Here is a 14,564-nt window from a genome sequence, read left to right on the forward strand (position 1 = left end):
GGAACCTTGTTCAAGGTGTGGCTGGTCTTAGCCTTGAAGGAACCATCCTTGTTCACCTTCGGCATGCCGGTCTTCTTGTCGATTTCGTACATTTCGTCGGCGTTACCGTGGTCAGCAGTGATGATTGCAACACCGCCGGCTGCGTCGATCACCGGGAGCAAGCGAGCAAGGCCGATATCCACGGCTTCGATAGCCATGGTAGCTGCACGGAAGGAACCAGTGTGGCCCACCATGTCGCCGTTGGGGTAGTTGCAGCGGAGGGTCTGGTACTTGCCGCTCTTGATAGCTTCGATCATAGCGTCGGTAACTTCTGCGGCCTTCATCCAAGGACGCTGTTCGAAGGGGACAACGTCGGATTCAATTTCCAGGTAGGTTTCGCCGTCGAACTTGCTGGAACGGTTGCCATTCCAGAAGTAAGTCACGTGGCCGTACTTCTGAGTTTCAGAGCAAGCGAACTGCTTAACGCCAGTTTCTGCGAACCATTCGCCAGAGGTTTCCTTGATTGCCGGAGGAGGAACCAGGAAGCGGTTGGGGAGCTTCAGGTCGCCGTCGTACTGGAGCATGCCGGCGTAGCAAACCTTGGGGAAGCGGACGCGGTCAAATTCACTGAAGGATTCTTCTTCGAAGGCGCGGGTGATTTCGATAGCGCGGTCGCCACGGAAGTTGAAGAACACAACGGAGTCGCCATCGTTGATGGTGCCAACCGGCTGGCCGTTAGCTGCAATCACGAACGGCGGGAGGTCCTGGTCGATAGCCTTGGTTTCGCCACGGAGAGTTTCGATAGCCTGCTTTGCAGATTCGAACATACGGCCTTCGCCGAGAACGTGGGTCTTCCAGCCCAGTTCAACCATCTTCCAGTTAGCATTGTAACGGTCCATGGTGATCTGCATACGGCCACCACCGGAAGCGATGCAAACGTCGAATTCAGAAGAACGGAGTTCAGAGAGGAACTGTTCAAACGGTTCAACATAGTCGAGAGCGGAAGTTTCAGGAACGTCACGACCGTCCAGGAGGATGTGAACGCGAACCTTCTTCACTGCTTCCTTCTTAGCCTGGGCAACCATTGCCTTCAGGTGAGAAATGTTGGAGTGAACGTTACCGTCGGAGAAGAGGCCGATGAAGTGAAGAACGGAGTTCTTTTCACGAACGTTGGCGGAGATTTCCTTCCAAGCGTCGCGGCCGAAGATTTCGCCGGAAACGATGGAGTCCTGAACGAGAGCTGCACCCTGGTTGTAAACCTGGCCAGCACCGATTGCGTTATGGCCAACTTCGGAGTTACCCATGTCTTCGTTGGTGGGCATACCCACAGCGCGGCCGTGAGCCTTCAGAAGAACGTTCGGATAAGCCTTGAAGAGGTTGTCGAGGGTCGGCTGACGAGCTGCCTTGATGGCGTTGCCCTGTTCGTTGTTATTGATGCCGTAACCGTCCATAACGATGGTAACGACGGGACCCTTGATACCGGGGAAGTTGGAAAGCTTCTTAAGCATAGTGTACTCCAGTTATGCCCGGACCTTCCGGGCGTGTTAAATTACAGGCTTCAATTTAGAAAAATATGGGGGTAAATAAAAGACTCCCCGCAGTTGCGAGGAGTCTTTAAAAGGGCTATTTCGCGAAGAATTACTTCTTCTTGTAAACCTTGAGGGTTACGTCGAAGTCGCCGTTCTTGGTTGCAGTTGCAGTGAGGAATGCGATGGCGAAGAAGCCTGCGCCGGTGTCCTTGTTGAATGCAGCGGTCTTTGCAACATAGATTTCATAGCTGGGAGAGCCACCATCAACGACGTCGGCAATCTTGGGCTTGTTGATGTCCTTGTACATGAAGTCGGTCATGTAGGCGTTACGGTTGTTTTCGACTTCGGGCCAGTAGTCGACCGTGTAGTCGTCGTCGAAGTTGCTCGGAGTGGAAGTTTCGTTGGTGATTGCAGAGAACAGGGTGCCGTTGCCGCTGGTCAAGGCGACGCCGCCGTTAGCCTTCACAAGAAGAACGTCTGCAGTGGTGCTTGCGCTTGCAGTGCCGGTTGCGAGGTCGAGGCCCGGAAGATCGCTGGTGGACATCTTGACTTCGTACGGAATCATTTCAATGTGGGTTTCTTCCTGAACACCGGAAGAGGATTCCGGTGCGACTTCGCAGAAGCCATCAGGACGGTTGAAATCGATCTTTCCTACAGCAGAAGCCTTCTTGCCGTCTACGCTTGCGAATACGTTCCAAATGAGGGAAAGAGTACCACATTCATTGGGGAAGGCGGGGTCGTCAAGATTGAGGCTAACGTCCATGAAATTCATGGAAAGGCTAGCGGTGTTGGCGTTGAAAGTCGGCGGAATAGCGATAGAAGGCTGGATGTTGAGCTTCTTCATGGCGCTATTGACGATGTCGATGCGCATGGAGTCAATGGAGAACTTGGTTTCGTCAGTGATGTTTTCGTCTTCAAACTTAAGTTCAACATCGCCGGAGAACTTGACCAATGCTCCTGCTGCATCAGATTCAAGGCCGGAGAATTCAATTCGAGCATCGTTCTTGGACGGATCGTAGCTGACACCGTTGTTGGAACCGCCTTCACCGCAAGCGGTGAGGCCCATGGCGATTGCGGAGCCTGCGAGCAAAGTCTTTGCAAAATTGAGTTTCATAATAAGTTTCCTCTCTATTAGTTTTGACCTTGAAAATACACAAAAATGATTGAAAATGCACTAGTCTAGGGTGTAAAAATCCAAAAACGAGGGCTAAAAAAGGCGCTTTTGGCTCATACCTGGGCGTTATTTCCCCATATCGCGGATAATATCGCGAAGTCGGGCTGCTTCTTCGAAGTCCAGACGGGCGGCGGCGGCCTTCATTTGAGCCTCTAGCTCTTCGATGGAGGCATCCTTCGGTTCGATACGCTTCTTGGTGTTGGACTTCTTGGGCTTGCCCAGTGGCACGGTTTTCTTTCCTCCGTTTTCGTCGCGGGGCTGGTATTCCTCGTCCAGATCTGGGTCTTCCAAAAGTTGGGGCGTCTTCTCGCCGCGCCAAAGTTCCAGAAGCGGGTCGTTGATGACCAGGTCTTCTTCCAGCTTGCGGGTGACAGACTTGGGGGTGATGCCGTGTTCCTTGTTGAAGGCTTCTTGGAGGCTTCGGCGACGGACAGTTTCATCGACGGCCTTCTGGAGGCTGTCGGTCATGTTGTCGGCGAAGAGTAGAACTGTGCCGTTCACGTTACGGCTGGCTCGGCCCATGGTTTGTATTAGGCTGCGGTAGTTGCGGAGGAAGCCTTCCTTGTCTGCGTCCAAAATAGCCACCAGGCTGACTTCCGGAAGGTCCAAACCTTCACGCAAAAGGTTGATGCCTACCAGAACATCGAATTCGCCGGTACGAAGTCCCTTGATAAGGTCGTGACGTTCCAAGGTCTTGATATCGCTATGGAGGTATTTGGCACGGATGCCTGCTTCCACAAAATAGTCCGTAAGGTCCTGGGCCATCTTCTTGGTGAGGGTGGTAACCAGAACGCGGTCGCCCTTCTTGACCACTTCATCGATGCGGTAGAGGAGAACGTCCATTTGACCTTGGATGGGGAACATTTCAATGTTCGGGTCCAGAAGGCCGGTGGGACGGTTAATCTGTTCGGCTACAACGCCTCCGGTCTTTTCAAGTTCGTATTCGCCTGGTGTGGCGCTGACGAAGAGCACCTGCTTTGGGTACATGAACTCGAATTCCTTGAAGTTCATGGGACGGTTGTCCAGGGCGCAGGGAAGGCGGAAACCGTAGTTCACCAAGGTGGTCTTACGGCTCTTATCGCCTTCGGCCATGCCGCCTACCTGGGGAATACTTACATGGGATTCGTCCACCATCAAAAGCCAGTCGTCACCGAAGTAGTCGATGAGGGTGAAGGGGCGTGTTCCCGGACCGCGGTCTTCAATGAGGGCGGAATAGTTTTCAATGCCGGAGCACATGCCTGTTTCGCGAATCATTTCCATGTCGTAGCGGGTTCTGCTACTCAGTCGGGCGGATTCAAGAACCTTTCCTTCCTTGTCCAGTTCTGCAAGGCGTTCCGTCAGTTGCAACTGCATACGCTGCAGGATACCGGCTCGGCCCTCTTCCTTTGTCACGAAGTGTTTTGCCGGAGCGATGGTCATTTCTTCCAGTTCCTGGATAACCTCGCCGGTAATAATGTTGAAGCGCACCAGACGATCCACCTCGTCGCCGAACAGCTCGATGCGCATGCCGTCTTCGTCGTAGCTGGGGTGGATTTCAATGACGTCGCCATGGCAGCGGAAGGTGCCGCGTTCCAGGCTGAAGTCGTTACGGGTGTACTGGATGCGGACCAGTTCGTGAAGCAGGTCGTCGCGATCCTTGATGTCGCCCTTTTTTACGCGGACCATCAGGTCGAAATATTCGGCGGGGCTGCCCAAGCCGTAAATGCAGCTTACGGACGCGATAATGATAACGTCGCGACGAGTCAGGAGGTTTGCCGTTGCTCGGAGACGCAGCTTGTCAATTTCGTCGTTGATGCTGGCGTCTTTTTCGATAAAGGTATCGGTGTGGGGAATGTAGGCTTCGGGCTGGAAATAGTCGTAATAGCTGACAAAATATTCCACCGCATTTTTCGGAAAGAATGCCTTGAATTCCTGGTAGAGCTGGGCTGCCAAAGTCTTGTTGTGGGTGAGAATCAAGGTGGGCTTGCCCACGTTCTTGATGACGTTGGCCATGGTAAATGTCTTACCGGAACCGGTCACGCCAAGCAATGTCTGGAACTGTTCGCCCTGCTTAAAACTTTCGGTAATTTGCTCAATGGCCTTGGGCTGGTCACCTGCCGCACCGTACTGACTGACCAGTTCGAAGTTCGCACGGGTAGGCGCCTGGAACTGCTTGAATTTACCGGGAAGGCTTTGCTCGGGGGAGAGAACCTTTGCTATCGGTTTTGCATACGGGTCCGGTGTAATTGTCTTGCGCGCTCTAGCCATACCGCAAAGATACAATTTGTGCAGTAAGAGGTCAAGTGCAGTTTTTCAACAGGATGAAAATGTGAACGATTAGAAGGATTCGCGGCTTTCCCAAATATCAATAATTGTTTTGCATATATCCTTGTCGGATTCATTGGTTCTACCGGTCAACATGTAGATAGAGCTATTGACGATTGCTGCCATTACGCAGCGCTGGTATTTGTTGTTCGAGGATTTGATGTAACCGAGCTTCTTTTCTCTATCATAAATTGGCCCGGTGGTTTCGGCCTGTTTTACTACTTCGTGACGGGAGGCGGCATAGTCAAAGTCCCACTTGAGATAGTAATTGATGAATGCCTCGTCACTGGTGTCAATTTCAATGGTGAAGGAAGAATCCTTGTAGAGAAATTCCTTTTTTCCACCTCTTAGCGTGACCTCCTCGTTACCCTTTACGAAGGAGAATGCCATGAGTTTTTCTTCCAAGGAAAAAACATTTTGCATGAGTATCCAATCGTTATCCAGTTTGAAGGTGAAAGCTTCAGGAATAGGAATGCTGAGTTTCTTTCCGGTGTTAATTCCAAGGACGGTAAGTGACGATACTGTAGGAGCCATTTTACTGGGTCCCGAACAAGCGCAAAAGATGAGCCCGAGAATGAGTGGAAGTAATTTTTTCATAGGTAAACTCCTTGTCCTAAATCCAGAATTGAATGTAAAAAAAAGATGCATCTGTAAAGGGAAGGGTGACCATGTACGAGATTACTTTATACTCAGGCTTTCTTTGACAGAAATTTTTTCCTTGCCGATAAGCTTGTACAGCTTGTTTCGGAAAAGAGGAATGGCGGCGACAACGCCTGCAACGATTACTAAAACACTTAGGTAGGCGATGCCCGGTTTGTCCAGTTCAGCCTTGAATACGATTCGCAGCACCAGCAGAATCCACCAGTGAACAGCAAGAATGATAAGGGCGTTTCGTGAAATGTTCCGTAGGATTCCTTTGAAGATTGCGATGGGCGCGATGTTAGGTATTTTGGACAAGAGTTGAAAAATTCCAATGAGGCCTGCGATTCCAAAAATGGAACTTCCCACAAATCGGAAAATGTTTTTCCCTAGGGTGTTGTTCATGATGCTGAACCAGGGCGTGGCTTCGTTGATGATGGCGTATAGCACGAATGCTACGATGGTTCCTAGGAATATGCCCAAAGTCACCGCCTTGTTGGAAACGTTGCCCAGTTTTTTGATGGGCTCCTTGCAAAGCCAACCCAGCGCAAAAAAGGCTAGGCAAGTGCAATCGCGCTCGATGCCCAAAGGCAAGCGGATGTGGTTTTTGAAAAGCAACCATCCGGCGATTAAACTGCTTGCGGCAATCGCCGCTATAATTATTTTCTGCAGGACTGGATTCTTCGCGTTGCTCAGAATGACGCTGGTTTTTTGCACTCCAAAAAACATCAGGCTGATGGAATACAGCGTGAATACGAACCAAAGCGGGCCCGACCCGATGCTGGATTTCCCGGCTACGAAAATTTTTGCGAAATTCCAACCGATATACTGACTGACATTCTCGATAACCGGCACTGTATTCATGATGGTCATCTTGGGGGCTCTAGGGAACCAGTCAAAATTCCATACCACAGGATCTAACGCCAGGAATAACAGTGAAAGCCAAATGTAGGGCAACAAAAGAACTTTGGTCTTATGCAGGGCGTAGCTCTTGAAATCTGCGAATCGTCGGGTGCTGAAAAGTACACCCGAGATAAAGAAGAACGCGGACATGCGCATGGCACTGAGCGCATCCATTCCTAGGTTCACATTCTTGAAGGATTGCTCCACATGGAAAAGGCAGACCAGCAAAAGGACGAATCCCTTGTATTCGTCAATCCACTGGATGCGATTTTGCGTTGCCCCGCCCATTGAAATCCCGCCCGTTGAAATTTCTAGTAGTTGGAACGTTCATCACCGATGGTGGTGAAGGGTCCGTGTCCGGGAAACACGATGGTGTCTGCTGGCAGTGACATTAGTTTGTTCTTGATGCCGTTGACAAGCGCATCATCATCACCGCCGAAAAGATCGGAACGTCCCCGGCCGCCTGCAAAAAGAATGTCTCCGGCGAAAAGCAATGCGGGGGTTCTTCCGGCGTACTTTCCGTTGAATGTGACCTCTCCGGGCTGGTCGCAGTAAAGGGCGATTCCGCCGGGGGAGTGGCCTGCGATGTGCAAAACATGAAGCTTGATTCCCGGGACTTCGACGGTGTCTCCCTCTGCCAAAAAGTTTCCCAGTTCAGGAGCGGCATCTTCAAAAGGCAGGCCGTACATGCTGCTTTGTTCTTCCTGCAGGTCCAGCAAGAAGTTGTCTTCTTCATGAGCCTCTGCCTTCACGCCGAAGGTGCGTTCTACGAAGGCGTTCCCAAGAACATGATCCAGGTGCAGGTGGGTGTTGACCGCTCTTTTTACGGTAATCCCCTTGTCCTTGATGAACTGTGCCAACTGGGCTTGTTCTGCGGGGGAACTGACGCTAGGGTCAATGAGAATACCGTCGCCGGAATCATTCCAGAGAATAAATGCGTTGACGCTAAAGGGATTTACCGTAAAAGACTGAATTTGCATGCCGAAAATATAGATATATGCGCTTTTGGCGGGGTTCCCCAGTTTGCGTTTGAAGGTGCGGTTTGTTATATTAATAAGGCCCCGCTCCTATGCGGACTAACATATTGTGCATTGTAACTTAACTGGTATTTTATTATGGAAATAAATAAGGATATTGCCGATCTCGAGTCGGCTGAAAACCGTAAGCGCATGGCGAAGAAATTCGTCTTGTGCTATCACAACTTTAATGTGAAAAACTGCAAGCGCGCCTCTGCTGAAATTCGCAAGATTGCCGCTGCCGCAGGTTCTCCCATTACCATCGCCGTGGTCCCCTCCATTGGTGGCGTGCCCGAATCTGAAGTGGAATATTTCTGCGAACAGATTGAGCAGTTCATCAAGGATGGCTACGAAATCATTCTCCATGGTGCCCGTCATCGTGCGGACCTCTTCGTGAACCGTTCCTGGTTCGGTAAGGTGGCTCTTTGGCTGTCCCATAACGGTGCAGAATTTGCTGGCCTCAGCAAGCGATTCTCCCAGGCTCTCCTGGATCGTGGCATCGCTCTTTGGAACGCTCATGGCTTGGGCAAGGCTTCTGGCTTTGTTCCTCCTGTGTGGATCGATAACAAGTACCTTCGTAGTCAGGCTCTTAAGCATTTCGACAACTACGAAGACATGATCTGCATCTACAAGAAGAAGGGTGAACATGTGAAGACCTTTGGTTCTCCGTTGCTGACCTTCTCTGCCCTGCCGAAGTTCCTCCTTGGTCCTTACATGGCCATCGCCTGCTTCATCTTCTGGGCACCTGCAGGTACTCCTCGCCTGGTTTTCCATAGCGAAGACTTCCGCAACCTTGGTGAAAAGCGTGTGCTGAACATGGTTCGCTATGCCGCAGTCATGCGTGAAAACGTCAAGTACAAGGATCTGTAATCCTTATTTATCTCCAACTCGATTTTTGCTCCTGCGCATTAAATTTTTTGTTTTTTCTAATTCTTTGATTTATGAGACTATTGGATGATTTTAAATAAATTCCTTGCTCGCACTGAGTACGATTCCTACGAGGACTTGTACCAGAACTTTAAATTATCCATACCCGACAACTTTAACTTTGCTTATGATGTTGTCGATGAGTATGCAAAGACCGAGCCCAAGCGCGAAGCTTTGGTTTGGTGTGACGATAATGACGAAAGTCATATCTTTACCTTCAAGGACTTGTCCAGGGCTTCCCAGCGTACGGCAAACTTCCTTGTGAACAGCGGAATCAAAAAGGGCGACCGCGTGATGCTTATCCTGCGTCGCCGTTATGAATTCTGGTATTTCTTGCTGGCTCTCCACCGTATTGGCGCCATCGCTATTCCGGCAACGAACATGCTTTCGTCCCATGACCTGGAATACCGCTTCAATGCCGCCGATGTGAAGATGGTGGTAACCTACGACGATCCCGCCTTGCAGAAGGAAGTGGAAACCGCCCAGGAAAAGAGCACCTCCGTCGAAAAGCTGGTAACTGTTGGCCAGGCCCGTCAGAACTGGATCAGCTTCTACGACGATTACGAAATTTGCCCCCCGGTATTTGAACGCCCCACGGGTGCTGACGCTATCAAGAACGACGACATCATGATCGTTTACTTCACCAGCGGCACAAGCAGTAACCCCAAGATGGTGGCTCATACCTTTACTTACCCCCTGGGTCACATCATCACTGCGAAGTACTGGCAGAACGTGGTAGATGGCGGCCGTCACCTGACCGTTGCAGAAACAGGTTGGGCCAAGGCTCTCTGGGGAAAGATCTACGGCCAGTGGATTGCAGGTTCCGCCGTATTTACCTACGACATGAACGTATTCATTCCGGGCAAGCTCCTGGAAAAGATGGCCACTTACAAGATCACTTCTTTCTGCGCTCCTCCCACAGCATATCGTGCCCTGTTGCTTCAGGATATTAGCAAGTATGATTTGTCCAGCTTGACTTACTGTGTTACCGCAGGTGAGGCTCTCAGCTCCGACATTTTCAACAAGTGGTTCGAAAAGACTGGTCACAAGCTCCGCGAAGGTTATGGCCAGACCGAGCTGACTTTGACCACCGGAAACTTCCCCTGGATGGAACCTCGCCCGGGTTCCATGGGTAAGCCCGCTCCCGGCTACAAGATGGACATCGTCAATGGTGAAGGTGAATCTTGCAAGACAGAGGAAGTTGGCGAAATCATCATCAAGATTGACGAAGGCAAACCCTTTGGGATGTTCGGTGGTTACTACCGCGATGCAGAACGTACCGAGAAGGTTTTCGAAGGTGGCGTTTACCATACTGGCGATACCGCATGGCGTGATGAAGATGGCTACTTCTGGTTCGTGGGCCGCACCGATGACCTGATCAAGAGTTCCGGCTATCGCATTAGCCCCTTCGAAGTGGAAGAAGTTCTGCACCAGCACCCCGCTGTTCTTGAAGTGGCTGTGACCGGCGTCGAAGACCGCACCCGTGGTCAGGCCGTGAAGGCTACCATCGTGCTCCAGAAGGGTTACGAAGCCTCCAAGGAACTTGCAAAGGAAATCCAGCTGTTCACCAAGAAGGTGGCAGCTTCCTACAAGAGCCCCCGCTTCATCGACTTCGTTGAAGAGCTGCCTAAGACCATCAGCGGCAAGATCCGTCGTGCCACCATCCGTGATAACGACAAGGCCGCCTCTGATGCAGCAAACGCCACTGCCGAAAATCCGGCAGAAGGCAATGACGAATCCAAGAAAGACGAAGCTTAATTCAAGAGAGTTATAAATGACAAAACGTAGAGTTGTAATTACCGGTATGGGTGCTGTGACACCCCTTGGCAAGAACGTTAAGGAACTGTGGGATGGCATCCAGCACGAAAAGTGCGGCATTGGCCCCATCACCTTGTTCGACGCCACCGATTGCCCGGTGAAGATTGCTGCCGAAGTCAAGGACTTCAAGCCTGAAGAACACGGCATCGACCCCAAGGAAGCCCGCCGTATGGCTCGCTTCACCCAGTTCCTGCTGGCAGCTTCCAAGGAAGCTGTGGCAGACGCAAAGCTTACTGAAGACGACCTGCACGCTGATACCACCGGCATTATCGCTGGTACCGGTTTTGGCGGCATGGATATTATCGACAGCACGTTCAACCAGTATGTGGCTGGTGGCCGTCGTCGCGTTTCTCCCTTGGCTATGGCTGAACTGATTCCCAACGAAGGCGCTGCCAACGTTTCCATTGCACTGGGCATTACCGGCTGCGCATGGGCCATTGGCACTGCTTGCGCTTCCGGCACCGACGCCCTGGGCGTTGCCCTGGATGCTGTCCGTTCCGGTCGCTTGGATGTGTGCCTTGCCGGTGGTTCCGAAAGCGGCATTACCGACTACTCCATCAAGGCCTTCGCTGGCATGCATGCCCTTACCGACAAGTTCAACGACTGTCCGGAAAAGGCTAGCCGCCCCTTCGACAAGGACCGTTCCGGCTTTATCATGGGTGAAGGTGGCGCTGTGATGATTCTTGAAGAATTGGAACACGCCAAGGCCCGCGGCGCAAAGATTTACGCAGAACTTGCCGGCTACGGTGCTGCTGCCGATGCTTACCACATCACTAGCCCCAAGCCCGATGGAAGCGGCTGCGCTATGGCTATGAAGCGCGCTATCAAGGATGCAGGTATCGAACCCACTGACATTGACTACTACAATGCCCATGGTACTTCTACCCACTTGAACGACGTTACCGAAACTGCCATGCTGAAGATCGCCTTGGGCGATCATGCTCGTAAGATCAAGGTCTCCAGCACCAAGAGCATGACTGGCCACTGCGTAGGCGCCGCCGGCGTTTGCGAAGCCATTATCAGCACCATGGCTGTTTGCGACTCCTTCGTTCCCGCAACCATCAACCTGGAAAATCCGGATCCGGAATGCGACTTGGATTACACCCCCAACAAGGGCGTGTCCATGAACGTCGACGTTGCCGCGTCTGCCTCCCTGGGCTTCGGTGGTCACGACGGTATCGTGATTATCAAGAAGTTCAACGGCTAATTAAGGTTGCGCGGTTTGTGTCGCACAGACACTGAACTGCGCCAGTTGTTCAAGAAATTGAAAACAAAATGTCGGAAGTTTATGCTTCCGGCATTTTTTTATTGTGGAATGCTGATGGAATTTAAATATGAGTGTGTAAAAAATAGTTTTGTATTTGCCAAAATTTCCTAAAAATTACAACATTTTCAAAACGTCTGTTTAAAATTAATTCGGTTTTAAGGCGGAGAATATATATTAAAGGTCATTGGAGTGTTTATGCGATTAGAAAAGATAAAGCTGCTGGCTGCATCTGCTGCTTTGTGCGTTGTAGCTTGTTCTGAAGGTGGTTCGGTTACGGAACCTAATGATCCTTCTTCCCCGAACATCGGAAATCTTGAAGGATTGCCGGATGGCGAAAATCCAGGTGCTGTTGTGCCGGGCCTTGATAATCCTGGTATAAATAACCCTGACAATCCAAATGTTGGAAATCCTGAAGGTAGTATTCCGGGTAGTGAATTGCCTAGTGAAAATCCTGGAAATCAGAATCCGGGCAATGAGATTCCTGGAATCAATGATCCTGAGACGCAAAATCCGGGCGACACGAATTCTGGAAATACAAATCCTGGTAATGTTGTTCCTGGTGATGACGAAAATGATTTGGAAGATTCCAGAACCTTGACCGGTGGCGAAATTCTCATGAAGTTGTCCGGCACATCGGCTATTGTTGAAAACAATAACGGTTGCGTGACAGTGGTGGAAAAGAGCGCTACCATTACTTGCCCCGGCGCTTATTACGTCACTGGTGAATCTTCCGATTTCCAGTTGGTGGTGAATACTCCCGGTGTCGATAACGAAGGCAATACGGGCATCTACCTTTATAACGCAACATTGAAAAGTCAGAATTCTCCCATTCTAGTGAAGAACGCCGACAAAACGGTGCTTCATTTGGTGAAGGGTACGGTCAATGTGGTGGAAGACGGTTATGGCGATCATTTGTTCGAAAAGATGACGGGCAAACAGGATACGGCCAAGGCTGCCATTTACTCCAAGGACGATTTGAACATCAAGGGCGCCGGAAAGTTGACTGTGAAGGGAAACTTCAAGAACGGTATCCATTGCAGTAACGATCTCAAGATCAAGAATGGTGACATCACCGTGGTTTCTAAGGATAACGGTATCAAGGCCAAGGAAGAACTGGAGATTTCCGGTGGTAATATCACCGTTACTGCTACAGGCAAGGGAATCGTTGCCGACAGTCTTGTCTATGTGGAAGACGGTATCATCAAGGTGGATGCAGAAGACGATGCCTTGCATGCAAATTATGCAATCCACATGAATGGTGGTGAAGTGACCGTCAGTTCCAAGGGCGATGGCATCCATGCAGATTCCGCTTTGTACTTAAGCGGTTCCACCATCAACGTGGTTACGGCGTCCGAAGGTCTGGAAGCCTACAAGATTTTTGCCGAGGGCGGCATTACCTCTACCTTTGCAACTGACGACGGCTGGAATGCTGCGGGCGGTGCCAAGGATCCCAACGCAGGTGGTTTCTCCTCCTTCAGCGAATCCAGCGGTCACATCGTCATTAGCGGTGGCTATCATTACATCAGTGCCAAGGGCAACATGATCGATGTGCTGGACGCCAACGGCTCTGCCAAGCAGACTGGCGGCGTGTTGATTCTTGAAATCACTGGCGAAAGCTACGAAAGCATGGGCGGCTTTGGAGGCGGCTTCGGCGGAGGCGGCTGGGGTGGCGGCGGCTGGGGCGGCGGTTTCGGCGGCGGTGGCGGTAGCGGCGGATGTTCCTCCAATATGGCCGGCGGCTTGATCGATACGGACCTTGGCTACGAAATTACCGGCGGCGTGCTCCTGGCCTTTGGCAATTATTCTACGGACATTCCGGAATGTGCGACTGTTTCTTATACCAACGCCAACTTCTATGGTTCCGACGTGGCTGCGTTCAAGCCTCAGTATCAGGGAAACACCATTCTCTATGGCGGTAGCGTGAAATCTGTGGCCCAGGTGCAGACTGCCGGAATGCAGGAACTGAAGTTCCCTAACGGTTTAGTTTACATGTACAAGTAAACTTGTATTGTTGCCTATAGAAAATCCCCGGCACTTGAGTGTGCTGGGGACTTTTTAGTTTCTTGGATTGCCACGGGTGCTACGCACCCTCGCAATGACAGCTGGACGATGCTCGGACCTCGGACCTCGAGCCTCGTGCCTGGAACCTCTATTCCTTAACGCTCCAGGTGGTGCCTTCCTTGCTGTCCTTGATCACGATGTTCATGGCGGCAAGTTCGTCACGGATGCGGTCGCTTTCTGCCCAGTTCTTGTTGGCGCGAGCTTCCTTACGTGCTGCGAGAAGTTCTTCCACCTTGGCGACGTCGACGCCTGCAGCGCCTTCTTCTGCCTTCTTCTTGTATTCTTCACGGGGCTGATCCAGCTTGAGGCCGAAGATCTTATCCATGTCGAGAACGAGAGCAGCCTTTTCGCCGTCGTCAATGTCGGACTTCAGCATGGTATTGAGAATACCCAGGGCGCGGGGCATGTTCAGGTCGTCGCCGATAGCGGTCTTGAATTCTTCCTGGAAGGCCTTGGCGGCATCGCTCTTGATTTCGGTAGCCTTGCCGATCAGTGGGTCGGTCTTCTTGTGAAGGCTCTTGAAAGCTTCTTTGGCGCCGGTGAGAGCGTCCCAGGTGAAGTTCAGGTAGTTACGGTAGTGGCTGCCCAATGCGAAGTAACGGTAGTCCAGCGGATTGTAACCGCGGTCCATGAGAAGCGTGACGGTGAGGAATTCGCCGCTGGACTTACTCATCTTGCCGAAGGTCTGCTGGGTGGTGCCGTCTTCAAGCTTTTCTTCGCTGGCGGTACGGAGGAATTCACCGTGCATCCAGAAACGGCTGAACTGAACGCCATTGGCGCATTCGCTCTGTGCAATTTCGTTGGTGTGGTGCACGCGGATATGGTCAGAACCACCGCAGTGAATGTCGAGAGTCGGACCATTGTACTTCATAGCCATGGCGGAGCATTCGATATGCCAGCCCGGGAAGCCTACGCCCCAGGGGGAATCCCATTCCATGGCGCGCTTC

General features: G+C 51.4%; 11 protein-coding genes. 4 read left to right on the forward strand and 7 right to left on the reverse strand.

Annotated elements, in window-relative coordinates:
* From gpmI to MJZ25_15435, 6 genes are all read right to left on the reverse strand, one after another.
* Positions 1-1,487: 2,3-bisphosphoglycerate-independent phosphoglycerate mutase (gene gpmI / locus MJZ25_15410; GenBank protein ID MCQ2125561.1), on the reverse strand; the 1,487-nt coding region annotated here is incomplete at its 3' end.
* 130 nt (positions 1,488-1,617) lie between these two features.
* On the reverse strand, positions 1,618-2,622 hold the full coding sequence (locus MJZ25_15415) for a hypothetical protein (GenBank protein ID MCQ2125562.1): 1,005 nt from the start codon (positions 2,620-2,622) through the stop codon (positions 1,618-1,620).
* 126 nt (positions 2,623-2,748) lie between these two features.
* Positions 2,749-4,929 (reverse strand): excinuclease ABC subunit UvrB, encoded by a 2,181-nt coding sequence (uvrB, locus tag MJZ25_15420; GenBank protein MCQ2125563.1) that lies wholly within the window; start codon positions 4,927-4,929, stop codon positions 2,749-2,751.
* Between the two features lie 69 nt (positions 4,930-4,998).
* The gene (locus MJZ25_15425; GenBank protein ID MCQ2125564.1) at positions 4,999-5,583 is read right to left on the reverse strand and encodes a hypothetical protein; all 585 of its coding nucleotides are present in this window, start codon (positions 5,581-5,583) and stop codon (positions 4,999-5,001) included.
* A gap of 81 nt (positions 5,584-5,664) precedes the next feature.
* Positions 5,665-6,816 carry an acyltransferase family protein gene (locus MJZ25_15430; protein ID MCQ2125565.1) on the reverse strand — a complete coding sequence of 384 codons (1,152 nt, stop codon included), beginning with the start codon at positions 6,814-6,816 and terminating at the stop codon, positions 5,665-5,667.
* A 23-nt stretch (positions 6,817-6,839) separates the two neighbouring features.
* Positions 6,840-7,508 carry an MBL fold metallo-hydrolase gene (locus tag MJZ25_15435; protein ID MCQ2125566.1) on the reverse strand — a complete coding sequence of 223 codons (669 nt, stop codon included), beginning with the start codon at positions 7,506-7,508 and terminating at the stop codon, positions 6,840-6,842.
* 135 nt (positions 7,509-7,643) lie between these two features.
* Between MJZ25_15435 and MJZ25_15440 the strand changes: the two genes are divergently transcribed.
* The 4 genes from MJZ25_15440 (at position 7,644) to MJZ25_15455 (ending at position 13,557) form a co-directional block, all read left to right on the forward strand.
* Positions 7,644-8,414: a DUF2334 domain-containing protein gene (locus MJZ25_15440; GenBank protein ID MCQ2125567.1), complete on the forward strand. Its 771-nt coding sequence runs from the start codon at positions 7,644-7,646 to the stop codon at positions 8,412-8,414.
* An 84-nt stretch (positions 8,415-8,498) separates the two neighbouring features.
* A complete protein-coding gene (locus MJZ25_15445) occupies positions 8,499-10,229 on the forward strand; it encodes an AMP-binding protein (GenBank protein MCQ2125568.1) in 1,731 nt (576 codons plus the stop codon).
* A 16-nt stretch (positions 10,230-10,245) separates the two neighbouring features.
* On the forward strand, positions 10,246-11,496 hold the full coding sequence (fabF, locus tag MJZ25_15450; GenBank protein MCQ2125569.1) for a beta-ketoacyl-ACP synthase II: 1,251 nt from the start codon (positions 10,246-10,248) through the stop codon (positions 11,494-11,496).
* A 255-nt stretch (positions 11,497-11,751) separates the two neighbouring features.
* The gene (locus tag MJZ25_15455) at positions 11,752-13,557 is read left to right on the forward strand and encodes a carbohydrate-binding domain-containing protein (protein MCQ2125570.1); all 1,806 of its coding nucleotides are present in this window, start codon (positions 11,752-11,754) and stop codon (positions 13,555-13,557) included.
* Positions 13,558-13,705: 148 nt separating this feature from the next.
* On the opposite strand, the gene MJZ25_15460 is transcribed toward MJZ25_15455, so the two are convergent.
* Positions 13,706-14,564, reverse strand: an 859-nt coding sequence (locus MJZ25_15460) for a cysteine--tRNA ligase (GenBank protein ID MCQ2125571.1), incomplete at its 5' end; no start/stop codon positions are given.

The sequence above is a fragment of the Fibrobacter sp. genome (assembly GCA_024399065.1).
Classification (GTDB): Bacteria; Fibrobacterota; Fibrobacteria; order Fibrobacterales; family Fibrobacteraceae; genus Fibrobacter.